General features: G+C 53.9%; 25 protein-coding genes. 8 read left to right on the top strand and 17 right to left on the bottom strand.

The annotated features are described in order from the left end of the window. Positions 1–41: 41 nt before the first annotated feature. The 5 genes from CHU32_RS12995 to rfaD all read right to left on the bottom strand — a co-directional run bounded on the left by CHU32_RS12995 (position 42) and on the right by rfaD (position 5336). Positions 42–1025: a glycosyltransferase family 2 protein gene (locus tag CHU32_RS12995; protein WP_176691649.1), complete on the bottom strand. Its 984-nt coding sequence runs from the start codon at positions 1023–1025 to the stop codon at positions 42–44. Next, positions 1000–2259 carry an O-antigen ligase family protein gene (locus CHU32_RS12990; RefSeq protein WP_103675944.1) on the bottom strand — a complete coding sequence of 420 codons (1260 nt, stop codon included), beginning with the start codon at positions 2257–2259 and terminating at the stop codon, positions 1000–1002. The genes CHU32_RS12995 and CHU32_RS12990 overlap by 26 nt, the downstream gene beginning before the upstream one ends. A 1-nt stretch (position 2260) precedes the next feature. Beyond that, positions 2261–3226: a lipopolysaccharide heptosyltransferase RfaC gene (gene rfaC / locus CHU32_RS12985; RefSeq protein WP_103675943.1), complete on the bottom strand. Its 966-nt coding sequence runs from the start codon at positions 3224–3226 to the stop codon at positions 2261–2263. 3 nt (positions 3227–3229) lie between these two features. Then, positions 3230–4276, bottom strand: coding sequence for an ADP-heptose--LPS heptosyltransferase RfaF (gene rfaF, locus CHU32_RS12980; protein WP_103675942.1), 1047 nt, complete (start codon positions 4274–4276; stop codon positions 3230–3232). Between the two features lie 79 nt (positions 4277–4355). Then, positions 4356–5336 (bottom strand): ADP-glyceromanno-heptose 6-epimerase, encoded by a 981-nt coding sequence (gene rfaD, locus CHU32_RS12975; protein ID WP_103675941.1) that lies wholly within the window; start codon positions 5334–5336, stop codon positions 4356–4358. Positions 5337–5548: 212 nt separating this feature from the next. Between rfaD and kbl the strand changes: the two genes are divergently transcribed. Further along, positions 5549–6745: a glycine C-acetyltransferase gene (gene kbl / locus CHU32_RS12970; RefSeq protein WP_103675940.1), complete on the top strand. Its 1197-nt coding sequence runs from the start codon at positions 5549–5551 to the stop codon at positions 6743–6745. 9 nt (positions 6746–6754) lie between these two features. After that, positions 6755–7780, top strand: coding sequence for an L-threonine 3-dehydrogenase (gene tdh / locus CHU32_RS12965; RefSeq protein WP_103675939.1), 1026 nt, complete (start codon positions 6755–6757; stop codon positions 7778–7780). A 175-nt stretch (positions 7781–7955) separates the two neighbouring features. On the opposite strand, the gene CHU32_RS12960 is transcribed toward tdh, so the two are convergent. Beyond that, positions 7956–8657: a lipopolysaccharide core heptose(II) kinase RfaY gene (locus CHU32_RS12960; RefSeq protein WP_103675938.1), complete on the bottom strand. Its 702-nt coding sequence runs from the start codon at positions 8655–8657 to the stop codon at positions 7956–7958. A gap of 236 nt (positions 8658–8893) precedes the next feature. Here CHU32_RS12960 and CHU32_RS12955 point away from each other — a divergent pair, with 236 nt between their 5' ends. Beyond that, the gene (locus CHU32_RS12955; RefSeq protein WP_281258329.1) at positions 8894–9925 is read left to right on the top strand and encodes a glycosyltransferase; all 1032 of its coding nucleotides are present in this window, start codon (positions 8894–8896) and stop codon (positions 9923–9925) included. Positions 9926–9935: 10 nt separating this feature from the next. Here CHU32_RS12955 and CHU32_RS12950 read toward each other — a convergent pair whose 3' ends face one another. The 3 genes from CHU32_RS12950 to gpmM are packed head-to-tail and all read right to left on the bottom strand — an operon-like array spanning position 9936 to position 13709. After that, positions 9936–10877, bottom strand: a complete 942-nt coding sequence (locus tag CHU32_RS12950; RefSeq protein ID WP_425444891.1) for a divergent polysaccharide deacetylase family protein — start codon at positions 10875–10877, stop codon at positions 9936–9938. 3 nt (positions 10878–10880) lie between these two features. Then, on the bottom strand, positions 10881–12152 hold the full coding sequence (gene envC / locus CHU32_RS12945; protein ID WP_425444890.1) for a murein hydrolase activator EnvC: 1272 nt from the start codon (positions 12150–12152) through the stop codon (positions 10881–10883). 9 nt (positions 12153–12161) lie between these two features. Beyond that, positions 12162–13709 carry a 2,3-bisphosphoglycerate-independent phosphoglycerate mutase gene (gene gpmM, locus CHU32_RS12940; protein WP_103675934.1) on the bottom strand — a complete coding sequence of 516 codons (1548 nt, stop codon included), beginning with the start codon at positions 13707–13709 and terminating at the stop codon, positions 12162–12164. A 247-nt stretch (positions 13710–13956) separates the two neighbouring features. Between gpmM and CHU32_RS12935 the strand changes: the two genes are divergently transcribed. The 5 genes from CHU32_RS12935 (at position 13957) to cysE (ending at position 17124) form a co-directional block, all read left to right on the top strand. After that, the gene (locus CHU32_RS12935; protein ID WP_103675933.1) at positions 13957–14388 is read left to right on the top strand and encodes a rhodanese-like domain-containing protein; all 432 of its coding nucleotides are present in this window, start codon (positions 13957–13959) and stop codon (positions 14386–14388) included. Between the two features lie 15 nt (positions 14389–14403). After that, positions 14404–14655 carry a glutaredoxin 3 gene (grxC, locus tag CHU32_RS12930; RefSeq protein ID WP_103675932.1) on the top strand — a complete coding sequence of 84 codons (252 nt, stop codon included), beginning with the start codon at positions 14404–14406 and terminating at the stop codon, positions 14653–14655. 88 nt (positions 14656–14743) lie between these two features. Beyond that, complete coding sequence (gene secB / locus CHU32_RS12925) at positions 14744–15211, top strand: protein-export chaperone SecB (protein WP_103675931.1); 468 nt, start codon at positions 14744–14746, stop codon at positions 15209–15211. Further along, on the top strand, positions 15211–16230 hold the full coding sequence (gpsA, locus tag CHU32_RS12920; RefSeq protein ID WP_103675930.1) for an NAD(P)H-dependent glycerol-3-phosphate dehydrogenase: 1020 nt from the start codon (positions 15211–15213) through the stop codon (positions 16228–16230). Before secB ends, gpsA begins: the two co-directional genes overlap by 1 nt. Positions 16231–16305: 75 nt before the next feature. Further along, positions 16306–17124, top strand: coding sequence for a serine O-acetyltransferase (gene cysE, locus CHU32_RS12915; protein WP_103675929.1), 819 nt, complete (start codon positions 16306–16308; stop codon positions 17122–17124). A 142-nt stretch (positions 17125–17266) separates the two neighbouring features. Here cysE and trmL read toward each other — a convergent pair whose 3' ends face one another. From trmL to CHU32_RS12875, 8 genes are all read right to left on the bottom strand, one after another. Then, entirely contained in the window at positions 17267–17740 is a 474-nt protein-coding gene (trmL, locus tag CHU32_RS12910; RefSeq protein WP_103675928.1) for a tRNA (uridine(34)/cytosine(34)/5-carboxymethylaminomethyluridine(34)-2'-O)-methyltransferase TrmL, read from the bottom strand. A gap of 197 nt (positions 17741–17937) precedes the next feature. Next, positions 17938–19128, bottom strand: a complete 1191-nt coding sequence (gene lldD, locus CHU32_RS12905; protein ID WP_103675927.1) for an FMN-dependent L-lactate dehydrogenase LldD — start codon at positions 19126–19128, stop codon at positions 17938–17940. After that, positions 19125–19901: a transcriptional regulator LldR gene (lldR, locus tag CHU32_RS12900; RefSeq protein ID WP_103750862.1), complete on the bottom strand. Its 777-nt coding sequence runs from the start codon at positions 19899–19901 to the stop codon at positions 19125–19127. Before lldR ends, lldD begins: the two co-directional genes overlap by 4 nt. Then, positions 19898–21553, bottom strand: coding sequence for an L-lactate permease (lldP, locus tag CHU32_RS12895; protein WP_103675925.1), 1656 nt, complete (start codon positions 21551–21553; stop codon positions 19898–19900). Before lldP ends, lldR begins: the two co-directional genes overlap by 4 nt. Positions 21554–22337: 784 nt before the next feature. Beyond that, complete coding sequence (locus CHU32_RS12890) at positions 22338–22700, bottom strand: YibL family ribosome-associated protein (RefSeq protein ID WP_103675924.1); 363 nt, start codon at positions 22698–22700, stop codon at positions 22338–22340. A gap of 57 nt (positions 22701–22757) precedes the next feature. Further along, positions 22758–23345, bottom strand: a complete 588-nt coding sequence (gene mtlR, locus CHU32_RS12885; RefSeq protein ID WP_176691653.1) for a mannitol operon repressor MtlR — start codon at positions 23343–23345, stop codon at positions 22758–22760. Beyond that, positions 23345–24493: a mannitol-1-phosphate 5-dehydrogenase gene (mtlD, locus tag CHU32_RS12880; RefSeq protein WP_103675922.1), complete on the bottom strand. Its 1149-nt coding sequence runs from the start codon at positions 24491–24493 to the stop codon at positions 23345–23347. The genes mtlR and mtlD overlap by 1 nt, the downstream gene beginning before the upstream one ends. 119 nt (positions 24494–24612) lie before the next feature. Then, on the bottom strand, positions 24613–26526 hold the full coding sequence (locus CHU32_RS12875; RefSeq protein WP_103750861.1) for a PTS mannitol transporter subunit IICBA: 1914 nt from the start codon (positions 26524–26526) through the stop codon (positions 24613–24615). Positions 26527–26732 lie beyond the last annotated feature (206 nt).

The raw sequence follows: 26732 nt of genomic DNA, 5'->3' as shown, positions 1-26732 counted from the left end.
ATTTATATAAGAAAATTATCTGGTGATTGCATTGTGGCGCGTTAATTTCTTCTCATCCAGTGAGGTAGCAATCTGTATTTAAGACGCGAATAGAAAAGGTCGAACTGATAAAGTTTAATCCGTAAATAAAACTTTTTATGCTTTTTATCTATATTTTTATAGAGGCACGCGGCTTTCAGTTTTTCAATCAACTGCAACTCTTCAGGGCTATAATCATAATAGCCCCGCATCTTTCTGATTTTCTTTCTCAGCTCAATATAGCAATTCATCATTGCCATTGTTGTCAGATCGGCAGTTTCAGGGTGGCCCTGCACACGGTCAATGAATTTATCCAGCGCGTGCGACATATCCATGATGTCATTTTCCTGGTGTGTTTCTGTGACGCTTAGTCTGTTTTTGCGATAATAGTATAGTATCTGATTAATTTTACAAAGTTTATGGCTTTTTAAGTACTGGAAAGGCGTAAATGAAACATCTTCAAAGTAGGAGATATTTTCAGGAAAACGATCGTTACCAATAATATTCCGTCTGAAAATACGACTCCATACCTGCCAGTGAGATACTTTGAATGTCTTCTGGATAATTTCCGCATAGTGAGTATTTACTTTGTATTGTAAACCACTCTTCTGTGCCGCGGTAAAGGCATCGAACTCACGCGTACTGTCATAAGAAATAATGTCATACTGTTGCTCTTCCAGTATCGGCATTATGACGTTAAAGAAATTTTCACTGTACAGGTCGTCCCCGTCTATAAACGCGAGATAGTCACCCTGACTCAGGTCGATGCCCCGATTGCGTGCAACAGAAACGCCACTTTTAGGTTGGTAATAATAACGTATGTGACTATATTGTTGCACCAGCTCCCGGATAAGCCGATCAGACTCATCTGTTGAACCATCGTTTATCACAAGAAGTTCACAATTGTGCGGCATATTATTTACGACAGACATAATGGCATCTGACGCCAACGTGCCATTGTTGTGGGTCGCCATGATTATGCTAAGAACAGGCTTTTCGTTCATCATTAACTTTATTCTGTTGTAATAATATGCAAAGTGCGAGACATGATGTTGCAACGATGGGCATTTCTCGTGAATAGAGCAAGACATCGGAAAGGCCGAACAACATGATCGCAAGTGTCACAGCAAAAAGCGATATATTTTTGTGATAGATTGAGTAATAAATGAGCGTAATATAAAGGAAAATCAGCAATAACGTCCCAACTGCGCCTTTTAATGACAGCGTTTCGATAATCTCATTATGTAAGTGAACGTTCACGTAAGGTGCCGCACCTGACAGGTTCGGGTGTTGCTGTAGCATGGTCGTGATAGCAGTTCGACGGTCTTCAATGGATTGCCCGATAAGATTAAACTTCATCGTTTGCAACCCCACCTGATACATGGCGAGGCGTGCGCCAACGGAAGTATTACTGTTATTATTTTGATAACTTGTAATATCACTCATCAAATTTTGTGTGCGCTGCTGGATGATATCTTTCATTACCACACTGCAAACCACCAATAGCACAAAAAAGAGTGCAGCACGTTTTAGCAATTTTTTTCTTGAATGCGAGTAATTCACTAACAGCATCAACAAAATAATTACCGGGTAAGTCAACATGGCTGCCCGGGTTTCATTGAGCGCCAGCGCAGTCAGAACGCAGGCGGAGATAAGAGCAAGGGTTAATGGATAGAGTTTAGGCTTTAACTGAATGAGCCAGGCGCTGCAGACGATGCCGATAAGCGCAATCGCATAGCCCGCTGTGGTAGCCACTTTAAACGCCAGCAAAGGCCGTGGTAAATGCTGTTGAAATTCCTGTATACCTGCATAGATAGCTGCAGCAATAAGAAGCACCGCCAGGCCTGACAATATGGCACGACGCATGTTTTGAGCGATTAAACTAAATGCCAGAATGATGAATGCGCCTGAGATAAGCATACGGGCAGCGTAGAGATAGGCTCGATAGGTGCCTGAAAAATCAGTCTTTTCAGGCTTAAATATCTCCAGCCAGAGAACGTTATATATACCTATCAGAAAAATAACACCCGTCAGTACCAGGAGTGTTTTTTGCGAAGGGAGGTACTTTCTCATGGCAATTATATAAAGCAGGGAAACCAAAGCGGTGACGTTGAATAATTTTGAAGCTACATCGACATTAACTAACAGTAGCGTAAAAAGCGTTGCCAGTAAGCCAGTACACAGTGTCCATTCACACGCTTTCCTGGCGAATGGAGAAAAAGTCATTCCCTGTAGTGTCATCTTATTCACTCAGATTAGTTAAACGCGCAAAAACCATCTCAGGTGTAATCTCGCTGGTTTGCTGGCCTGGTGCTGTTAGTGCCAGCTGATTTTTACCGTAACCGCCAATTAAACCGGGGTCGGTTGGCCCATAAAGCGTAATGTTAGGGCGATCCAGGGCTGCCGTCAGATGACTCAGACCCGTATCGACAGAAACCACAAATTTCGCCCCGGCGAGCATCCGCGCTATCTCTTCGAGGCTCATACGAGGTAATACGTCCGCGTAATCATACCCTTCAGCAAGTCTCTTCGCTCTCGCTTGCTCATGGGGAGCACCCCACGGTAGTTTGATGCGCACATGGGTATCACGCAATAAGCCGATCAACTCACGCCAGTGGTCTTCTGGCCAATGTTTATCATCACGGGTGGTTGCATGTAAAAATACCGCATAATCCCCGCTCTCTTCTTTCAGATTAGTCGAAAAGTGGCGAGCAATAGCGTAATCCCCCTGGGTTTGCGGTTGACTATAGCCCAGGCTTTTGGCAAATAATTCCCGCGTACGTTCGACGGCATGCTGTTGTTTAGCGATGAAATGCCGACGGTTATAAAACAGGCTCGCCAGCGGTTCACGGGCGCTCTTCCAGTCCATACCATGCTTAACACCGTGCGCCAGGCGGGTCACCAGTGCGGCGCTTTTTACCAGCCCTTGTGCATCAATGATGGCATCATAATGCACCTCACATAAACGGCGATAAAACGCCGTGCGTTCAGCTTTAGTCGGGGCGGTAAACCAGCTTTTTCGCCAGCGACGGATCGCCACCGGCAGCACGCGATCGACGGATTCATGCCAGGACGGGATTTGGGCAAACCCTTCTTCCACCACCCAGTCAAAACGTATGCCCGGCAGGGCATTCATGGCATCGGTGAGGGCTGGCAGGGTATGCAGAACGTCACCCATTGATGAGGTTTTAACGATTAATACCCGCATCCGTCAGGCATCCTCATTCAGCAACAGTGCGTTAAGTTCATCGAGAACACGTTGTGGCGTGATGTCGATCAGGCTCTGGTGATACCCTTCGGCGGCATCCCCTTTACGTACTTTGTGATAGCCTTCAATCAGACGAATGACGCGTGCCTTGTGGGAAAGCGGCGGCGTAAAGTCAGGGCTGCTCGGGCCATAAAGTGCCACCAGCGGACGGTCGAGCGCGGCGGCGACGTGCATCAGCCCTGAATCGTTGCTGACCACTGCTTTACAGGCCGCAATCAGGATAACCGCCTGTTCAAGTTGGGTTTCCCCGGCCAGATTACGGCACCAGGCCTGCTGCTCTATGCTTAACGCGGCGAGAATGTCGTTACCCGCATCATGATCTTTTGCCGAGCCAAACAGCACCACCTGATAGCCTTCATCAATAAGTTGCTTTGCCAGCTCCGCATAATGATAGTGCGGCCAGCGTTTGGCCGGACCAAATTCTGCGCCGGGACAAAAACCAATCATCGGACGCTCTGAAGAGAGCGTAAACGCCTCACAGGTCGTTGTTTTTTCTTCCTCGCTGACCTGAAGTTCAGGCCACAGCAGCGGCTGCGGCAGATCCTTCGCACTGGTCATTGTGCCTTTGTCCCAGGCCAGCGCCACGTAGCGTTCTACCATCAGCGGCCAGGCTTGCTTGTCCAGCACCCGCGCATCATTGAGCAGGCCGTAGCGCATCTCGCCGCGCCAGCCGGTGCGCAGCGGAATACCGGCAAAGAACGGTACTAACGCCGATTTAAACGAGTTCGGCAGAACGTAAGCGCGATCGTAATGACGACTGCGCAGGCTATGACCGAGCTTACGGCGCGCGCCGATCTCCAGCGCGCCGTGACCCAGCGGCATAGCGATTGCCTCATTCACTTCCGGCATCCGCGACAGTAATGGACGGCACCATGCAGGTGCCATCACATCAATAATCGCCTGGGGATAGCTCGCCCGGAGCGTGCGGTACAGACTCTGCGACATCATCATGTCGCCTACCCAGGACGGGCCAATCACCAGTATTTTCATTCACGTCATCCTTCAAGCTGTCTCAGCGTTGGCTGCCTGCGTTCACACCGGTCACTTACTTTTGTAAGCTCCCGGAGATTCACTTCGTTGCCGCCTTGATACCGCTCGAAAGATTTTGTGAAGAGATAGTGTTGTCGCGGTTCAGCCAGGCCATATATTCCGTTACGCCTTCGGCAACGGTTTTAAACGGCTTATCGTAACCCGCCGCGCGCAGGTTAGTCAGATCGGCCTGGGTAAATGCCTGATAGCGGCCCTTCAGTTTTTCCGGGAACGGGATGTACTCAATGCTGCCTTGCTTGTGGAACGCCAGCGTTGCATCTGCCACCGCCTGGAAAGATTCCGCACGCCCGGTACCCAGGTTAAAGATGCCGGAGACACCGTTTTCCAGGAACCATAAGTTGACCGCTGCTACGTCGCCGACGTAGACGAAATCACGCTTAAAGCCATCGCTGCCTTCAAACAGTTTCGGACTTTCGCCATTGTTCAGTTGGGTATTGAGATGGAAAGCGACGCTCGCCATGCTGCCTTTATGCCCTTCACGTGGTCCATAGACGTTGAAATAGCGGAAGCCGACGATCTGCGAATTGGCTTCCGGCAGGATCTGACGCACATATTCATCAAACAGGAATTTGGAATAGCCGTAGACGTTCAGCGGCTGTTCATACTCGCGGGATTCGATAAAATCGGAGGTGCGCCCACCGTAAGTGGCGGCAGAAGACGCGTACAGGAACGGGATTTCGCGCTCCAGGCAATAATGCAGCACTTCTTTGGAGTATTGATAGTTGTTATCCATCATGTACTTGCCGTCCCACTCGGTCGTGGAAGAGCAGGCACCTTCGTGGAAAATGGCGTCAATGTCGCCGAACTCTTCACCCGCCATAATCTGAATAAGGAAGTCTTCTTTATCCATGTAATCGGCAATGTTGAGGTCAACCAGGTTGACGAATTTGGTGCCATCTTTCAGGTTATCAACCACCAGGATGTCGGTAATGCCTTTATCATTCAGGGCCTTAACGATGTTGCTACCGATAAAACCCGCGCCGCCAGTCACAATGATCATACGTTAACCTTTGAAATAGTGGGTACTGAGACCGTCTCAGATACGAATAGCTTTATCATACCATTACCACGTCCAGTCTTCAGCTTTCACCGACAGTCGCCTTCTTACGCGTGATTTATGCTGCAAAAATCGCATCTGCTGATGCGTCATCTCGTATCAACGTATAGCTTTGGGTAATATGTACTAAATTTTACCGAATCGGGAGTGTGGTCATGCGTGGGGATTTTTATCAGCAGTTAAGTGGCGATCTGGAAACGGCGCGCGCGGAGGGATTATTTAAGGAAGAGCGGATCATTACTTCCGCGCAGCAGGCGGATATTACTGTCGGCGACGGCAGCCATGTCATCAACTTCTGCGCCAATAACTACCTTGGCCTGGCTAACCACCCTGAACTAATTGCCGCCGCTAAAGCAGGTATGGATTCTCACGGCTTTGGGATGGCGTCAGTGCGTTTTATTTGCGGGACTCAGGACAGCCACAAAGTGCTGGAGCAAAAACTGGCAGATTTCCTCGGCATGGAAGATGCCATTCTCTATTCGTCCTGCTTTGACGCCAACGGTGGGCTGTTTGAAACGCTGCTGGGTGCCGAAGATGCGATTATTTCCGACGCGCTGAATCACGCTTCCATTATTGATGGCGTACGCCTGTGCAAAGCGAAGCGTTTTCGCTATGCCAATAACGATATGCAGGAACTGGAAGCCCGTCTGAAAGAGGCGCGTGAGGCCGGGGCGCGTCACGTGCTGATTGCCACCGATGGCGTATTTTCTATGGACGGGGTGATCGCCAACCTGAAAGGGGTCTGCGATCTGGCGGATAAATACGATGCGCTGGTGATGGTGGATGACTCCCACGCGGTCGGTTTTGTCGGCGCGAACGGTCGTGGCACGCATGAATACTGCGAGGTGATGGGCCGCGTGGACATCATCACCGGGACGCTGGGCAAGGCGCTCGGCGGCGCATCCGGCGGCTATACCGCCGCGCGTAAGGAAGTGGTTGAGTGGCTGCGCCAGCGTTCACGTCCGTATCTGTTCTCCAACTCGCTGGCTCCGGCGATTGTTTCCGCGTCTATTAAAGTGCTGGAAATGCTGGCTTCCGGCGCAGAACTGCGTGACCGCCTGTGGGCCAATGCCCGTCTGTTCCGCGAGAAAATGTCGGCGGCAGGCTTTACCCTGGCCGGGGTCGATCACGCCATTATCCCGGTGATGTTAGGTGACGCGACAGTGGCACAGAACTTTGCCCGTGAACTGCAAAAAGAAGGTATTTACGTCACCGGTTTCTTCTATCCGGTGGTGCCGAAAGGCCAGGCGCGTATTCGCACTCAGATGTCGGCGGCGCATACGCCTGAACAAATTGAACGTGCGGTGGCAGCCTTTACCCGCATCGGTAAACAACTGGGCGTGATTGCCTGAGGATCGAAGATGAAAGCGTTATCGAAACTGAAAGCGGAAGAAGGCATCTGGATGACTGACGTACCGAAACCGGACGTCGGGCATAACGATCTGCTGATTAAAATTCGCAAGACCGCCATCTGCGGCACCGATGTGCATATTTATAACTGGGATGAGTGGTCGCAAAAAACCATCCCGGTTCCCATGGTGGTCGGCCATGAATATGTCGGTGAAGTAGTCGGCATTGGTCAGGAAGTGAAAGGCTTTAAAATTGGCGACCGCGTTTCGGGCGAAGGGCACATTACCTGCGGCTATTGTCGTAACTGTCGCGGTGGCCGCACGCATCTGTGCCGTAATACCGTCGGCGTGGGGGTGAACCGTCCCGGCTGCTTCGCCGAGTATCTGGTGATCCCGGCCTTCAACGCGTTCAAAATTCCCGACAATATTTCCGACGACCTGGCGTCTATTTTTGACCCGTTCGGTAATGCGGTTCATACGGCGCTGTCGTTTGATCTGGTTGGCGAAGACGTGCTGGTATCCGGCGCGGGTCCGATTGGCATCATGGCTGCGGCCGTGGCAAAACACGTCGGCGCGCGTAACGTAGTGATTACTGATGTGAATGAATACCGTTTGGAACTGGCGCGTAAAATGGGCGTCACTCGCGCGGTGGATGTCTCTAAAGAAAAATTAAGCGATGTCATGGCCGAGCTGGGGATGACCGAAGGCTTCGACGTGGGCCTGGAAATGTCCGGCGCGCCGCCAGCGTTTCGTTCTATGCTCGACACCATGAACCACGGCGGGCGTATCGCCATGCTGGGTATTCCACCATCGGATATGTCAATCGACTGGAATAAAGTGATCTTTAAGGGGCTGTTTATCAAAGGCATCTACGGACGCGAGATGTTTGAAACATGGTATAAGATGGCGGCACTGATCCAGTCGGGCCTCGACCTGTCACCGATTATCACCCACCGTTTCCCGATTGATGAGTTCCAGCAGGGATTTGACGAGATGCGTTCCGGGCGTTCCGGGAAAGTGATCCTGAGCTGGGATTAATATCCGGCGCTACAGTGCGCCGTTTGTCCCCGGTGGCGCTGCGCTTACCGGGGCTACGGTTTGGTGTTTAACGCGGGCCGGGTTTGGTGTTTAACGTGGGGTGGATGTGGTTTTTTCCCCGATTGTAGGCCGGATAAGCGTAGCGCCATCCGGCATTTTACGGTGGGGCCGCCCGTCAGGCGTGAGATTTAGACTTGCCCCGTAACCGGCGTGAAAGCTTACGGAAATCCTCTTTTAGCCGGATCAGCCGATACACCGCACCGTGACCTTCCACCTCAAGATGGTATTTTTTCCGCAGGGTCAAAATATCGTTTGCCTGGCATACGCGCATACTGCCGCGACAGGAAAGATCGATAATCTTCAGATCCCCCTCCGGCGTGCGAATGAAATTCCCGGCGTGAATATCATTGGATGCCAGCCCTGCACGATGCAGCGCCAGAATACAATTTTTAATCTCCTCACGATTCGATTCGTCAATGGCTTTCAGCGGCGTTCCTTCAATATACTCATGAAGGGTAAACACATTTTCACATTCACGGCCGACCATTTTCTCCGCTACATAATAGAGATCTGCCGTTCCGGTATACCCCTGCTCAATGGCGCGATCGGTGGCGTAAATCAGCTTCGAGAAAAACGGGCCGGAGAGATAATTCTGTAGCCGTTTCTCAAGGCGCTTATCTTTCTCGCGATCGTTTTTAAGGATGTATTTTTTACCGTCATATTCCACAACGGCCACTGTTCTGTCCGCATTACCACTGCCCAACGATACCGACGGCAATTCGCCAGCCAGATACCGTTTTACTATCTCGCCAAAGCGGACGCCTGAGTCCTTCTCGTAAATGGTGAAGCCGTTTTCTTTACTGGTAACGATGGACATATCACTTCCGGTCGGGTGGTTACATGCAAGGGTAATAATGACTTGCAGGATTATACCCTAACCCGAAACGGCCTGCTGTCGTCAAAACTTAACAATAAGTGATTATTCTTAATCTGGATTTATTTTCAATCTGAAAATCAAGAGGATACGTAAAGCGCTTTAGCGCTTAAGTCTTTCTTAAGGAATAACGGGTAAAACGTAGCCGCATATCCATTGTTAAGCAGGTAATTACTATGATGATTCGCTCAGGCAAACTTAGCGTCATTATCCCTCTCTATAATGCGGGCGAGGCCTTCGCTGCCTGTATGGAGTCGCTGGTGGCTCAGAGCTGGAGCGCTCTGGAAATTATTATTGTTAATGATGGTTCAACGGACTGTTCTGTCGACATCGCGCAACGCTATGCGGAAAAATACCCGCATATTCAGCTTATTACCCAGGCCAATGCCGGAGCCTCCGTGGCGCGTAATCGCGGTATGGAAGCCGCAACGGGGGAATACGTCGCGTTCGTCGATGCGGACGATCTTACTTATCCCCATATGTACGAAACGCTAATGACGATGGCGTTGCAGGATAATCTGGACGTGGCGCAGTGCAATGCCGACTGGTGTGATAGCGCGACCGGCGACTGCTGGCAATCGATCCCGCTGGACCGCCTGCGTTCAACGGATGTGCTAAGCGGCCCGGACTGGCTGCGGATGGCGCTGGCTTCCCGGCGCTGGACGCACGTGGTCTGGATGGGGGTTTATCGCCGTCAGATGCTGGAAGCGTGCGGGCTAACTTTCGTACCCGGCCTGCATCACCAGGATATTTTATGGTCTACCGAGTGTATGTTTAATGCCCGGCGCGTGCGCTATACCCAGGAGTGTCTGTATAAATACTTCCTGCACGACGCCTCGGTAAGCCGCCTCAAACGTCAGGGGCAAAAAAATCTGGCCTACCAGCGTCATTATATGAAGATCACCCGCCTGCTGGAGAAACTGAACCGCGACTATGCCGGGAAGATTACCATCTATCCTGAGTTTCATCAGCAGATCGTTTACGAAGCGTTGCGCGTGTGTCATTCAGTTCGCAAAGAGCGCGACCCGATGATCCGCCAGCGGATGATTGCCGAGATTTTCACCTCCGGCATGTATAAGCGGATGGTGAAGAGCGTGCGCAGTCCGAAGCTGGCGTATCAGGCGCTGTTATGGTCGGCGCGACTGTGGAAATGGCGCGACCGTAAACTGTGCATCCGCCGTCTCGCCCGCGAAGCGGTGAATCTGCGCTAAGCGGACGACCTTATTTCTGGCGATTCCAGCCCTGCCACTGGTGCTGAAAATACTGTACCAGTGTGCTCTGGCTAATGCTCTCACTCAGCACGCTGAAGAAGCGCGTCGCGTACACCGGCTCGGTTTTCTGCTTCGACTTGCACAGTTTCACGCCGTGGAATGGATTGCGCGGCGTGTCCGGCGTGTTATTTTTCGGCGGCGCGGTATTTGGTGTCGAGGTGTCAACCTGCGGTTCGTTCAGCAGGTCACTCGGGCGCACCAGGGTAATATCTGACGGCAGGTTATAGACCATTTGTTGCAGCACGCGGACGGTGGTCGGATGCGGATGTCCGATAGCAATCGCCGAACCATGCCGCCGTGCCTGCTCAACCGCACGCGTAAACTGAACGCGGATGTCCGCCTCTTTTTGTGAGTCGTCCAGAAAAACCTTACGCTTAATCACTTTAACGCCGGTCCCGCTGGCGGCGCGCATTGACTGGCTGTTGCCGATGGTCATGCTGTCGAGAAAATAAAGGTTATAGTGACTCAGCGCCTGCATCACTTTCTGCATACCGAACAGGCTGGAGGTCATGGCGCTGCCCATATGGTTGTTCAGCCCCACGGCGTAAGGAACATCGTCTACCGCCTCACGTACGATGCGCTCAATTTCAGCGCTGCTCATCTCCGGGCGCAGGGTATCTTTTTCCAGCGGCTGTTTGCTGAGCGGAGCCATCGGCAGATGGATTAGCACTTCATGACCGTTATTGTGCGCTTTGGTCGCCATTTCACGGGCGTGCGGTGCGTTAGGTAACACGGCGACGCTAATGGCAGAAGGGAGGGCCAGCACCTGATTTTCAGTCTGCGGCCGGTAGCCGAAATCATCAATCACAATAGCGAGTTTACCTGCGTAAACCGGTGCGACAACAGTGAATATTATGGCGGTACAAATCATCATTCGACGAAACTGAAGCAAAACTTATCTTCCCAACCACGGCAGTGGATTGACCGCCTGACCCTGGCGGCGAATTTCGAAATAGAGCGACGGTCGGCCCTGACCCCCGCTGTTGCCCACAAGTGCAATTGCCTGACCGGCACGCACCTGCGTTCCTACGCTGACCAGCGCGCTCTGATTATAGCCGTAAAGACTCATATCGCCTTTGCCGTGTTCGACCACGACCACCAGACCGTAGCCCTGGAGCCAGTCGGCGAGGATTACGCGCCCATCGGCAATGGCTTTAACTTCGGAGCCTTCAGACGCGCCGATAACCATCCCCTTCCAGCGTAGCTCCCCCTGAAGTTGCTCGCCATAGCGATGCAGGGTAGGGCCGCGTACCGGCCAGTACGCCTGGCCGCGCGGTGAGCCGAGCCCGCCGGTGCGGGACATCAGCGAGCGTTCGCTTTCGGTCGGTTTATAGGTGGTGCCTTTGCTGGTAGCTTCTTTCTGACGGTTGCGCACGGCTTCCGCTTCGCGGGCTTCCTGTTCGGCACGGGCTTTCGCTGCCGCCGCCGCACGCGCAATGCTGTTACGCAGCCGCGATTCGTTGGCCCGCATCTCGCTTAGCTGCTGTTGGCCCTGCTGAATGGACGACTCCAGACCGGTGAGCGTTTTTTTACGCTCGTTGCGCGCCTGCTCAAGCTTTGCCTGTTGAGCGCGCTGCTCGTAAAGCAGAGTTTGCTGCTGGCTTTGTTTGTCTTCAAGCTCGGCTTTTTGCGAGTCGACCTCGGCGCGAGTTTGCTTGAGCTGGGCGATGGTTTCCTGACGCGCCTGATTCAGATAGCCAAAGTAAGCCTGCAAACGCTGCCCGCGCTGGCCCTCTTCGCCGCTGAGGACGAACTGTAGACCGGAGTGCTCTCCCTGACGGAAGGCGGCATCAAGCTGCGCGGCAAGATTGCGTTCCTGCGCCGCGCGCTGCTGTTCAAGGCGGGCGATGGACGCGTTCATGTCGGCGATTTGTTTATTCAACTGGGCGAGGCTGTTTTCGGTTTCCCGCAACTTACGGGCGGCGGCGGCAATCGCTTCTTCCTGCTGTTTGAGCTGGTTAAGCAACGCGGCACGCTGCTGCTGCTGTTTTTGCACCGCACGCTGTTTGGCCGCAATATCGGCCTGAATACTTTTTAGCTGGTCGCGATCGTCGGCGTGGGCAGAAAAGGCGCACAGCAATACGCCAGCGCTCAGTGCGCTGGCGTAAAGTACGGATCTGACCGCTGTCACGATCCGTTTATTTGAAAACATCACCGTTCCCCTCATGGGGAGGGATTATTCCACGATGAACAGCGGCTTACCAGTCATCTGTTGCGGGATTTCCATTCCCATCAGCGTCAGCATGGTCGGCGCGATGTCAGAAAGCTTGCCGCCCTCTACTGCCGTCACGGTTTTATCGCCGACATAAATCAGAGGAACCGGAAGGTTGGTGTGGGCTGTATGGGCCTGACCGGTAGACGGATCGCGCATTTGTTCTGCGTTACCGTGGTCAGCAGTGATCAGCAGTTGTCCGCCAACGGACTCCACCGCTTTCGTCACCTGCTCCACGCAGTGATCCAGCGCTTCAACCGCTTTGATGGCGGCTTCCATCACGCCGGTATGACCCACCATGTCGCCGTTCGGATAGTTACAAATGATGGTGTCATACTTACCGCTTTCGATGGCAGCAACCAGTTTTTCGGTCAGCTCGGCAGAGCTCATTTCCGGTTGCAGATCGTAAGTTGCCACTTTTGGCGAGTTGATGAGAATGCGTTCTTCACCTTTAAACGGTTCTTCTACGCCGCCATTAAAGAAGAAGGTTACGTGCGCATATTTCTCCGTTTCGGAGATGCGTAACTGGGTTTTATCATTTTTCGCCATCCATTCGCCGTAGGTGTTCTCCAGCGAAGACGGCGGATAAGCGACGGCGGTTTTAATGTCGGCCGCGTATTCCGTCAGCATGACAAAATCACCGAGTTTCACGTTTTTCTTACGGGCGAAGCCGTCGAAATCGGCATTAACAAACGCGCGGGTGATTTCACGGGCACGGTCGGCTCGGAAGTTCATGAAAATCAGCGCGTCGCCGTCTTGCATCGCCGCATCGGCCTGGCCTTCAGCGCGGATCACAGTGGCTTTCACGAATTCATCGTTTTCATCGCGCGCATAGGCAGCCTCAAGGCCAGCTACAGCGGTATCAGCCTGGAAATCGCCTTTAGCCTGGGTCAACAGGTCATACGCCTGTTCAACGCGATCCCAGCGGTTGTCGCGATCCATCGCATAGTAACGGCCAATGATGGACGCTACGCGACCTTTACCCAGCGCGGCAAATTTGTCTTCAAAGGTTTTCAGGGAGCCTTCAGCGCTGCGTGGCGGCGTGTCGCGACCGTCGAGGAAAGCGTGCAGGTAGATTTTCTCTGCGCCGCGTTCTGCGGCCAGTTCCACCATCGCCAGAATGTGATCTTCATGGCTGTGAACACCCCCTGCAGAAAGCAGGCCAATAATGTGCACGGCTTTGCCTGCGGCGCTGGCTTTATCTACCGCTGCGGTCAGGACCGGATTAGCGAAGAAAGTGCGTTCTTTAATTTCGACATCCAGGCGGGTCAGGTCCTGGTAAACAATGCGGCCTGCGCCAAGGTTAACGTGACCCACTTCCGAGTTGCCCATCTGACGGTCCGGCAGACCCACTTCCAGCCCGGAGGCGTCGATCAGCGTATGCGGCCGTTTTGCCCACAGGGCATCCATTACCGGAGTTTTTGCAGCGGAAATGGCGTTATCCTGCTTATCTTCGCGATAACCATAGCCATCCAGAATCACCAATACCATTGGTTTTTTAGACATCGACATTGCGACAACCTCATGCTCATGAGCCAAAAAAATTTGCCTAATATTACTTCAACTGAATCGATTAAATAGCCGCAGAAGATCAAAGAAAGCGGCTGCATGGCTCCCCAATTGCGTTACAGGCGACAAATTTTTCCGTGATGTGCCGCAGAAAATGCATAACATCACGCTCGCTGGCTGTATTTGCCACACTGCGCAGGTATACTCCTTCCCTGGTTTTTCAATCACTACGTCGGGAGTTGTTACCCCCATGCAAGAAATTATGCAATTTGTTAGCCGTCACCCCATACTGTGTATCGCATGGGTGGCATTGCTGGTGGCCGTACTGTTCACCACTTTTAAAGGCCTCACCTCTAAAGTGAAGACCATTACGCGCGGTGAAGCGACCCGTCTGATTAATAAAGAAGATGCCGTTGTGGTAGACCTGCGCCAGCGTGACGACTTCCGTAAGGGCCATATTGCCGGTTCTGTTAACGTGCTGCCTGCCGACATCAAAGCAAATAACGTCGGCGAGCTTGATAAACACAAAGACAAACCCATTATTGTTGTAGATGGTACAGGTATGCAGGCCCAGGAATCAGCGAGTGCGCTGACCAAAGCCGGCTATGAAAAAGTCTTCGTACTGAAAGAAGGCGTTGCTGGCTGGAGCGGTGAAAACCTGCCTCTGGTACGCGGCAAATAACCCGGAGAGACAAATATGGCCAATATTGAGATCTACACCAAAGCCACCTGCCCGTTTTGCCACCGCGCAAAAGCGCTGCTGAACAGCAAAGGCGTGACGTTTGAAGAGCTGCCGATTGATGGCGATGCGCACAAACGCGAGGAAATGATCCAACGCAGCGGCCGCACCACCGTCCCACAGATTTTTATTGATGCGCAGCACATTGGCGGCTGTGACGACTTGTATGCGCTTGACGCACGTGGTGGACTGGAGCCTCTGCTGCGCTAACGTATACACCACATCATTCAGGATGGCATCAGGGATGCAATCGGAAGGATGACGTATATTTTAAGGACAACACTTAAGGGTTTTTCACATGTCAGAACAAAATAATACTGAGATGGCTTTTCAGATCCAGCGTATCTATACCAAAGACATCTCTTTCGAAGCGCCTAACGCGCCGCACGTTTTTCAAAAGGACTGGCAGCCGGAAGTTAAACTGGATCTGGATACCGCATCCAGCCAGCTGGCTGAAGGTGTTTACGAAGTGGTACTGCGTGTAACCGTTACCGCCTCTCTCGGCGAAGAAACCGCGTTCCTGTGCGAAGTCCAGCAGGGCGGTATTTTCTCCATTGAAGGCATTGAAGGCACTCAGATGGCGCATTGCCTCGGCGCATACTGCCCGAACATTCTGTTCCCGTATGCCCGCGAATGCATCACCAGCCTGGTTTCCCGCGGTACGTTCCCGCAACTGAACCTTGCGCCGGTTAACTTTGATGCGCTGTTTATGAACTATTTGCAGCAGCAGGCAGGCGAAGGTACTGAAGAACATCAGGATGCCTGATGAGCGAAAGTAACGCTTCAATGACGGTGATCGGTGCTGGCTCGTACGGCACCGCTCTTGCCATTACCCTGGCAAGAAATGGCCACCAGGTTGTGCTGTGGGGCCACGATCCAAAACATATCGCGATGCTGGAGCACGATCGCTGCAACGTCGCGTTTCTTCCCGATGTCCCTTTCCCGGACACGCTGCGCCTTGAGAGCGACCTGGCCGCTGCGCTGGCCGCCAGCCGCAATATTCTGGTGGTGGTGCCGAGCCATGTCTTCGGTGAAGTGCTGCGCCAGATCAAGCCGCTGATGCGCCCTGACGCGCGTCTGGTATGGGCAACGAAGGGGCTGGAAGCCGAAACCGGACGCCTGTTGCAGGATGTCGCCCGTGAAGCGCTGGGTGATGCTATTCCGCTGGCGGTAATTTCCGGTCCGACTTTTGCGAAAGAGCTGGCGGCGGGTTTGCCGACGGCAATCTCCCTGGCTTCCACCGATCCGGTTTTTTCCGACGATCTCCAGCAGCTTTTACACTGCGGAAAAAGCTTCCGCGTCTACAGCAACCCGGATTTCATCGGCGTACAGCTGGGCGGGGCAGTGAAAAACGTTATCGCCATTGGCGCAGGCATGTCGGACGGTATTGGCTTTGGTGCCAACGCCCGTACCGCCCTGATCACCCGTGGGTTGACCGAGATGTCGCGCCTGGGCGCAGCGCTGGGTGCCGATCCTGCCACCTTTATGGGCATGGCGGGCCTGGGCGATCTGGTGCTGACCTGTACTGACAATCAGTCGCGTAACCGCCGTTTTGGCATGATGCTCGGCCAGGGCATGGATGTGCAGGGCGCACAGGACAAAATAGGCCAGGTGGTTGAAGGTTACCGCAATACCAAAGAAGTCCGCGCGCTGGCGCACCGCTTTGGGGTAGAGATGCCAATAACTGAGGAAATTTATCAGGTATTGTATTGCGGAAAAAATGCCCGCGAGGCAGCATTGACCTTATTAGGTCGGTCGCGCAAGGACGAGCGCAGCAGCAACTAACCACAGGGAATACCGTTATCTCAGATACGGCCAGCAGAGAACTGGCCGATCGTATTAATCCGTCTGGAGTCAGCAATGCCGTGTGAAGAACTGGATATCGTCTGGAACAATATTAAAGCCGAAGCAAGAGCGCTGGCAGATTGCGAGCCGATGCTGGCCAGTTTTTATCACGCGACGTTACTCAAGCATGAAAACCTTGGCAGCGCATTAAGCTATATGCTGGCCAATAAGCTGGCGTCGCCAATTATGCCCGCCATCGCTATTCGCGAGGTGGTGGAAGAGGCCTACGCAGCAGACCCGGAGATGATTGCCTCCGCCGCCTGCGATATTCAGGCCGTGCGCACTCGCGACCCGGCAGTGGATAAATACTCCACGCCGTTACTCTACCTGAAAGGCTTTCACGCGTTGCAGGCGTACCGCATCGGCCACTGGCTGTGGCATCAGGGCCGTCAGGCACTCGCCATTTTCCTGCAAAATCAGGTGTCCGTTTCTTTTCAGGTGGATATTCATCCGGCGGCCACCATTGGGCACGGGATCATGCTCGATCACGCGACCGGGATTGTGGTTGGCGAGACGGCGGTCATTGAAAACGATGTCTCTATTCTGCAATCGGTAACGCTGGGCGGGACCGGTAAAACCAGCGGCGACCGCCATCCGAAGATCCGCGAAGGGGTGATGATCGGCGCGGGCGCGAAAATCCTTGGCAACATTGAAGTTGGACGCGGCGCAAAAATTGGCGCGGGTTCCGTGGTATTGCAACCGGTACCGCCGCATACCACCGCCGCAGGCGTCCCGGCGCTTATCGTCGGCAAGCCGGAGTCGGATAAACCGGCAATGGATATGGACCAGCATTTTAGTGCGCATAACGGGTTTGAGTACGGGGACGGGATTTAACGCTTCTCACTGGCATTCGCTCATTACATCCGCCTGCCCGGTGGCGCTGCGCTTACCGGACCTGGGGTATGTGGACCATACGGCACTTCTGTAGGCCGGGCAAACGCAGTGTCGCCCGGCATGACGTACACCCTGGCCAATATCAGTTTCTCAACACCGCGCCCGAATACCCCAGCTGTCGCCAGGCTTCATACACTACGACCGACACCGCGTTAGACAAATTCATGCTGCGGCTGTCCGGCATCATCGGAATACGAATTTTTTGCTCCGCCGGTAATGCGTCAAGAATGCTGGCAGGCAGCCCGCGTGTTTCCGGGCCGAACATCAGATAATCTCCGTCCTGATAACTCACCGCGCTGTGCGCCGGCGTGCCCTTAGTGGTTAACGCGAACAGGCGCTGTGGCTTTTGTGCTTCAACAAAGGCGGCATAATTGTGATGGCGCGTGACGGCGGTAAATTCGTGGTAATCCAGCCCGGCGCGGCGCAGGCGTTTGTCGTCCCACGCAAAGCCCATCGGCTCAATGATATGCAGACGAAAGCCGGTATTGGCGCACAGACGGATGATGTTTCCCGTATTCGGCGGGATTTCTGGTTCGAATAACACGATGTTCAGCATACTGCCCCCTTAAATTGCGGGGGCAGAATAGCAGATATTTTCATTTTTCCGCAGCCAGATACGCCTTTTATTGCTGGCCGGAATATCCTCTTTATGAACTCTTCTATCGCGCATTTTCCGGCCACGTTGAGCGACGTTTCAGCGTACAGGATACGGACGGCTCCCTCTCCCTGAGGGAGAGGGCTGGGTGAGGGGAATTACGCCGCATCGCCGTGCGTCAGTGGCGCAAGCGCGTTGGGCAGGTCTTTTCCCAGCTCGCGCACCAGCGAATCCTCAGTGATCTCCTGAATCGATTTCGCCCCGGTCAGCGTCATTGCTACCCGCATTTCTTTCTCAATCAGATTCAGCAGATTGGCGACCCCAGCCTGCCCGTGCGTCGCCAGCGCATAAAGATACGCACGACCAAGCAGTACGGTATCTGCACCCAGTGCGATCATCCGCACCACGTCGAGGCCGTTACGAATGCCGCTGTCGGCGAGAATAGCGATGTCGCCTTTCACCGCGTCGGCAATGGCGGGCAGGGCGCGTGCAGAGGAAAGCACGCCGTCAAGCTGACGGCCGCCGTGGTTGGAAACCACGATCCCGTCCGCGCCAAAGCGTACCGCGTCGCGGGCGTCGTCCGGATCGAGTATCCCCTTGATCACCATCGGCCCGTCCCAGAATTCGCGAATCCATTCGAGGTCTTTCCAGGAGATAGACGGATCGAAGTTGTTCGCCAGCCAGCCGATATAATCTTCAAGCCCGGTCGGCTTGCCAAGATAGGTCGAGATATTGCCCAAATCGTGCGGGCGGCCATTAACGCCAACGTCCCACGCCCACTGCGGGTGAGTTACCGCCTGCCAGTAGCGGCGCAGCGCGGCATTGGCACCGCTCATACCGGAGTGGGCGTCACGATAGCGCGCGCCCGGCGTCGGCATATCGACGGTAAACACCAGCGTGGAGCAGCCCGCCGCCTTCGCCCGCTCCAGCGCATTACGCATAAACCCACGATCGCGCAGGACGTAGAGCTGGAACCACATAGGGCGTTTGAGGGTTGGCGCGACCTCTTCAATCGGACACACGGACACGGTGGAGAGGGTAAACGGAATGCCTTTCGCGTCCGCTGCTGCCGCGGCCTGAACTTCCCCTCGACGGGCGTACATTCCGCACAGGCCAACCGGGGCCAGCGCCACCGGCATAGAGAGTTTTTCGTTAAACAGCGTGGTTTCAAGGCTCAGATCGGACATATTTTTCAGCACGCGCTGGCGCAGGGCAATTTGCGACAGATCTTCCACATTGCGGCGCAGGGTATATTCGGCATAAGCGCCGCCGTCGATATAATGAAACAAGAACGGCGGCAGGATGCGTTGCGCGGCGGCGCGATAGTCGCTGGCGGCGGAAATAATCATGATTTAGTCTCCCTTGTATTATCGTTCTGATCGCCGGGCAGGCGGGTAATTCGCGCCTGACGGGCCTGATCTTCATCGAAGCGTTTAATCGTGGTGTGGACGAATTTGAGGTGCGCCATCATCGCCTTGCGTGCGCCGTCGGCGTCACCAGCGAGGATGGCGTCCATCACCGCCTGGTGCTGTTCGGTCAGGCAGGCAAAAACGGGTGGCACCAGATACATGCGCTGGCGGCTCTGTTTGACCGAGGACTGCAGCAAGTCAAAGAAGCCGCGCATGGTTTGCAGCAGCACAACGTTATGGGAAGCCTCGGCAATCGCGAGATGAAAACGGACATCCGCCTGCGAGGCCAGATCCGGGTCTTCGCCCAGCGTGGCGTCAAAGCAGAGCCTGATCTTCTCTTTGTCCGCCGTCGTGGCACGCAGCGCCGCGTGCCCCGCGGTGCTGGCCTCAATGGCGTGGCGGGCTTCCAGAATGTCGAAACTGTAATCCGGATCGTCCGCCAGTAGCGTTTTTAACGGCTGAACGATATTTTGCTCAGACCAGCTTTCATGTTGCCAGCGGACAAACGTCCCGCCACCGCGACGGCTTAACAGCAGCCCTTCGCTGTTAAGCCGGGCAATCGCTTCGCGCAGGGAATTGCGCGATACCCCAAGCTGTACGGCGAGCTGGCGTTCAGCGGGCAAACGCATGCCCGCCTCCAGTTGCTGTTCTTCAATCATCGCCCGCAGACGGTCGGCAACATGGTCCGCCAGGCGTTTTGGCATCACTATCACGGTATCATCCAGGTTAAAACATAGGCCTGAAGCGTGGTGATCACGCCCACCATACAGGTGAAAATCAGGCTGTGTTTGACGGTAAAGCGGAACAGATCCGACTCCTTGCCGACCAGCCCTACCGCAGCACAGGCAATGGCGATGGACTGCGGAGAAATCATCTTGCCGGTCACGCCACCGGTGGTGTTCGCTGCAACCAGCAGGATGTCCGAGACGCCGATTTGTTGCGCGGCAGTGGCCTGAAGCGCGGCAAACAGCGCGTTTGATGAGGTATCCGAACCGGTCAGGAATACCCCCAGCCAGCCGAGGAACGGCGAGAAGAAGGTAAACGCGTGGCCGGTGTGCGCCAGCGCCAGCGCCAGCGTCGACGACAACCCGGAGTAGTTGGAAATAAACGCGAAAGCCAGCACCATCCCAATTGAGTAAATCGGCAATGCCAGTTCTTTCAGCGTGCTGCCGAATGTGTGCAGCGCCGCGCCCGGCTTCATCTTTAACCAAAGGATAGACAACAATGCGGCAAACAGGATCGCCGTGCCGGTGGCGGAGAACCAGTCAAACTTATAGACCGCGGCATAGGCGGTTGCCTCGTGGACGACAGGCGGCATACGAGCGACCAGCTTGTCGAGGAACGGCACCGGAACGTTGATCACCCAGTCATACATCGCGCCGCCGGGCGCGAAGAGGGCTTTAAACGGTGGGATGCTCCACAGCGTCACCGTTGCGGTCAGGAACAGGAACGGCGACCAGGCTCGCAGGATCTGCCCTGACGTATAACGGACACGGTCAACAGAAGGATCGACCTGTGCCGCGCCCATGTCGCCAAAGCGGAAAATACGCACGGGCTTCCAGCGCTTCAGGAACAGCGTCAGGCACACCAGCGACACCAGTGACGAGATGATGTCCGGCAGCTCCGGTCCAATAAAGTTGGAGCTTAAATACTGGGCGATTGCAAACGAGCCGCCCGCCACCATTACCGCAGGCCACGTCTCTTTCACGCCGCGCCAGCCGTCCATAATCGCCATGATCCAGAACAGCACAATGATGGTCAGGAACGGTAACTGACGGCCCACCATCTGCCCAATCTCAAAGCTATCCAGCCCCGTGACCTGCCCGGCAACCAGAATCGGAATACCCATTGCCCCGAACGCCACCGGTGCGGTGTTGACTATCAGGCACAGCCCGGCAGCGTACAGCGGATTAAAGCCGAGACCGACCAGCAGTGCGGCGGTGATGGCTACCGGTGCGCCAAAGCCCGCCGCCCCCTCGAGAAACGCGCCGAATGAAAACCCTACGATCAGCATTTGCAGGCGCTGGTCCGGGGTAATCGATAGAATCGACGAGCGGATAATGTCGAACTGGCCGGTTTTCACCGAAATCTTATAAACAAACACCGCAGCGATGATGATCCAGGCAATGGGCCACAGACCGTAGAAGAAGCCGTACACCACCGACGCCAGCGCGCGATCGACTGGCATTTTATAAAAGAATAACGCCACCAGCAGGGCAATAATCACTGTATAGGTGGCGGCGATGTAGCCTTTCAGTTTGAGCTTTATCAGCGCAAAGAAGAAAAAGAGAATCGGAAGCGAGGCGATCAGGCTCGATAGCCAGATGTTACCGGCCGGATCGTAATTTTGTTGCCAAAGATTCATGCAGGTCTCCTGAGGCCCACCGCTACCCAGCGCAGTGAGTCTGCGCTCATTGCTGCGTCACATTCTGTGTAAAAGTGGTCCTGCCAATATGAGGGTTTAGGGTCACGACAGTGAAAGGTTAACTAAATGTTATGGGTAAGCAACGTATGTGTGAGTATAAATTAAGGAATTGTGAAGTATGGGTGGGTTGAAGAGGGAATTGGTAGGGCCAATAGGGCGAGATGAATTGGCAACGTATACATAATACCTGAATGTTTAATGCCAGAGTTTGACTTTAGAGTAGGCCGGATAAGCGAAGCGTCATCCGGCAAATAACCCTGGGGATAAAGTAGGTTGTCACCTACGTCAAACTGCTGACAACGGTTATACCGTGGAATTATGCCTGGCGGCGCTTCGCTTGCACAGGCCTACGGGTTACGAATAACATATTGATGTTGATAGCTTTTTTACAGGCCGGGTAAGGCGAGGTCGCCGCCCGGCAAAACGGTGAACACAGTCGCAAAACAGGTTTGCCATCAACCTCAAGCAGGTTGTCACCTACTTGTTATTTTTTTCCGTAATAAATGAAGTTATTCGTCATCTTCCAGTTTTGCGTTTAAATCGATCTCAATATCCAACGTTAACTGGCAGGCCTGCTGCCATAATGCGGGATTAAGAGGGATAATACAGTCCCGCCTTATCGAAATGTCTTTATCTAAAAAACTGAGAAATGCGGCGATGGAATCGCTACTATTTCAACGGAGTAAAATGTCATTTTGCCTCCTGATAACTATCATGCGATTTATTAAAACTCCCCCTTCGCAAACCCCGTCACTTCTTTCAGTCCCATCTCACGGCCCAGCGCAGTCATCGGGTGCACGACAACCAGACCGCGGACGCTTTTTTTCAGCTTGCCCATATCGGCCTGCTCTTTCTTCGTGATGGCACGACGGAACGGCAGTTTGCTCAGCTTTTGCGCCTCTTTACTCAGCTTCTGACCGTGAACGTCACGCAGGCGGGCAATTTCGGTTTCCAGCGTTTCTTTCTCTTTTTCCAGCTCGGCGTATTTTTCAGCGCTCTCGACCAGCGACAGGCCTGCCTGCTGGTGGCGGATCAGATCTAGGCGATCGCTCAGGCGTTTGATTTCGTTTTTTTCGACTTCTTTCATAACAAATTAACTCTGAATCGGGATGATTGCGCTAAGGATACACCAATGCGCGGGAGGTTACTTCTGAAAGGCTTTTTTTAAGCTGATGCGGGAGATCAGCTCAGTCAGGGAAAGTACCATCGTGGAGCGAACAACCTGCTGATAACGCTGGTTTTGCATTGCCAGAAGCTCTGGGTCACTGTCGTCGAACTGCGGCTCGGGAGGCAGGGCGGTCACGCAGTGCAGCTCGCCAAACGGTCCGAGGATCTCATCGTCAGTAAACGTATATTCATTACCGTCGTGATTCAGCTCTTCGCGCAGCGCCATCAGTAGCTCTGCATCTTCGTATTCAGGCCGGCTGATAACACCAAGGCCATAAATAAGCTTCAGACGCACAGAAAGATCGCCCAGTGGACCATTGCCGTCCAGCAGCGGCTCAACCGCATATTTGACCGCGTAGTCATCTTTGCGGAACACCTGCATAACCAGAATATTGACCGCTTCGGTGAGGAGTTCAACGGCGGCAATCAAAAAGCTTCTTACGGTTTTGCCAGCATTCAGACGCTCAAGCACACGGTTTTCAAAGGCCTGGGTTTCTTCCATTATTGCCTGCATATCTGACAATCTAAAATGGTGGCGCAGAGTAGCCTGCGCCAGATCGGTCATCATTTGGTGGCGTTGTATTCAGCCACGGCTTTCTCAACAACTTCGCTATTCGCGTCGAGACCAGAAAGCTGTGCGAGAGCGTCCTGTGGGCCTTTTTCGTTGATAAGCGCAACCAGTTCCTGCGCCTGCGGGTCCTGCTCGCTACGATAATGCATCGCGGCAGCAATCCCTTTCACCAGATTCGCGTGCGGCAGATGATACTCCAGTGTGCCCAGCAGCGGTTTGATCAGACGATCCCCTGCGCTTAATTTACGCAGCGGCTGACGTCCTACGCGTTCAACATCATCTTTCAGGTACGGGTTTTCAAAGCGGCCGAGAATTTTGTGAATGTAGGCTGCATGCTTCTCGGCATCGAAACCGTAGCGCTTGATCAATACCGCGCCGCTCTCTTCCATCGCGCCCTGTACCACGGTGCGGATTTTTTTATCCAGAATGGCATCACGGATGGTTTGATGACCGGCAAGCTGGCCAAGGTAAGCGGTGATGGCGTGACCGGTGTTGAGGGTGAACAGTTTACGTTCTACGAAAGCCATCAGATTGTCGGTCAGCTCCATACCCGGAATGGTCGGCAGGTCACCTTTGAACTGGGTCTTATCAACAATCCATTCGCTGAAGGTCTCAACGGTCACTTCCAGCGGATCGTTAGTCGCAGAGGCTGATGGTGGCACAATACGGTCAACAGCCGAGTCAACAAAGCCGACATGCTCTTCAACCCACGCTTTATCCTCTTCCGCCAGCGCGGCGAAAACATGCCCTTTAAGCTGGGTGGTGCCGCGCACCATGTTTTCACAGGCAATGATGTTCAGCGGCGTAGTGATGCCCTGCGCTTTGCGTTTCGCCAGACCTTTAGCGATCGCCGGAGCAATACGCTCAAGCACCACCGGGCCGACGGCGGTTGTCACCAGATCAACCTGGGCTATCAAATCAACCACGTCATCACCAATGCTGCTGACGGCATTCACGCCAGAAACGGTATCGACCTGCTCATTTTCGCCAACCACGTGGACCTGATAGCTATGACGGGCATTCAGGGCGTCAAGAACCACCTGATTCACATCAGCGAATGTCAGCGCGATCCCCGCATCGGCAAGCAGTTTGCCAATGAAGCCACGACCGATATTACCTGCGCCAAAATGTAATGCTTTCATAGAAATAACCTTTATCAATGTTTTTACCCAAGAGGGCTGGGGTGAGGCACGTCCCTCACCCTAACCCTCTCCCGAGGGAGAGAGTCAGAGCCGCACCCCCGCAGAGGTGCGGCCAAACTTTACTTATTACCTGACAGCAGCGCCAGCACTTCGTCAACGCTCTGGGTCTGTGTCAGACGTTCGATGACGGTTTCATCATCCAGCGCGTTGGTCAGGCTGGTAATCACCTGAACGTGCTCGTTATTGCGCGCGGCGATACCAATCACCAGGCGGGCGATGTCGTCTTCTTCTTCACCAAAGCGGACGCCCTGCGGATACTGGCAGAATACCACACCGGTCTTCAGCACGCGGTCTTTCGCTTCCACTGTACCGTGCGGAACGGCGATGGACTCGCCAAGGTAGGTCGGGGTCAGTTTTTCACGGTCCAGCATCGCCTGAACATATTCAGGCTCAACGTAGCCGCCTTTCACCAGTTGTTCCCCGGCAAACAGAATCGCTTCTTCTTTAGTCGCCGCGGTGCGACCGAGGAAGATGTTTTCCGCGCCCAGTTTGAACAGGTTGTTGTCCGGCTGATCAAAGCTGTCCTGCAAGCTGGAGCGAACTTTCACTTCGTTATCCGTGTGACGCTGCGCAGCCACCAGACGTTCGGTGAGGCTGGTATACAGGCCGCTATCAAGGAAGTTGGTCAGCGAAATATGCTGCGCCTGCGGCACCTGACGCATTGCACGCTCGGTCAGATCGCGGTGGGTGATGACCAGGTCAACATCCGGCGGCAGGTTGTTAATCGCGGTATTGGTGACGGAAATATTGGTCAGGCCCGCGTCCTGCACTTTCTTACGCAGCACGCCCGCGCCCATGGCGCTGGAGCCCATACCGGCATCGCAGGCAACGATGATTTTACGCACGTGGCTCAGGTCGTTAGTGACATCGCCCGTTGCCAGCGGCGTTGCGCCTTTCGACTGGGCTTTCATGTCCTGTACGCGACGCGTGGCGGCTTCAATGTCGTCGTCTTCTTTCACTTTGCTGGTTTTGAGCAGGATAGCGGAAACCACGAAGGAGACGATCAGCGCAGCAACGATGGCCGCGATGTTAGCAAAATACGCGCCCTTCGGCGTCATCGCCAGCACGGCCAGGATGGAGCCCGGAGACGCCGGAGACACCAGGCCGCCGTTCAGCATGGTCAGGGTGAACACACCAGTCATACCGCCGAGGATAACGGCAAGCAGCAGACGCGGGTTCATCAGCACATACGGGAAGTAGATTTCGTGGATACCACCGAGGAAATGGATGATTGCCGCACCGCCCGCAGACTGTTTAGCGCTGCCGCGACCAAAGAACATGTACGCCAGCAGTACGCCCATACCCGGACCCGGGTTAGCTTCAATCAGGAAGAAGATAGACTTGCCGAGGTCGTGAGACTGCTGAATACCCAGCGGTGAGAAAATACCGTGGTTGATGGCGTTGTTGAGGAACAGGATTTTCGCCGGCTCAACAAAAATAGACGCCAGCGGCAGCATTTCATGGACCACCATGAAGTTAACGCCGGCTGCCAGCACTTTGGACAGCACTTCAACCGCAGGGCCAATGCCAAGGAATGCCAGAATCGCGAGGATCATCCCGATGATGCCAGCGGAGAAGTTATTCACCAGCATTTCAAAACCGGACTTGATCTTACCGTCTACCCACATATCAAAACGTTTGATCGCCCAGCCGCCCAGCGGACCGGCAATCATTGCGCCGAGGAACATCGGCATATCGGCACCGACGATCACGCCCATGGTCGTGATAGCACCAACTACGCCGCCGCGATCGCCGCCCACCAGACGACCACCGGTATAACCGATAAGCAGCGGCAGCAGATAGGTGATCATCGGGCCAACCAGTTTCGCCAGCGTTTCGTTAGGCAACCACCCTGTTGGAATAAATAACGCGGTGATAATACCCCACGCGATAAACGCGCCGATATTTGGCATCACCATGTTGCTGAGGAAACGACCAAAGCTTTGCACTCTGATCTTGATATCGGATGACATAAAACACCCCTTCTTATGTGTACTGTCGCGAGGCTGGAAGCCCGTGTTTTTTGTTAAAATGGCGGCAGAGGTAGCCGTACCCTGTTGATGATGCGAAATCTGGCACTTAAACCTTCAACTGTCCAGAGAGCCCCCTTTTATGTGATGTGGATCACTTAAACACAGGGGGTTAACGACTGTTTGTAGTGATTCCGATCACAAATAAC

It is taken from the genome of Superficieibacter electus (assembly GCF_002915575.1).
GTDB lineage: Bacteria > Pseudomonadota > Gammaproteobacteria > Enterobacterales > Enterobacteriaceae > Superficieibacter > Superficieibacter electus.
Note: the sequence above shows the minus strand (reverse complement) of the source record. Positions and strands in the feature narration are given on the sequence as shown.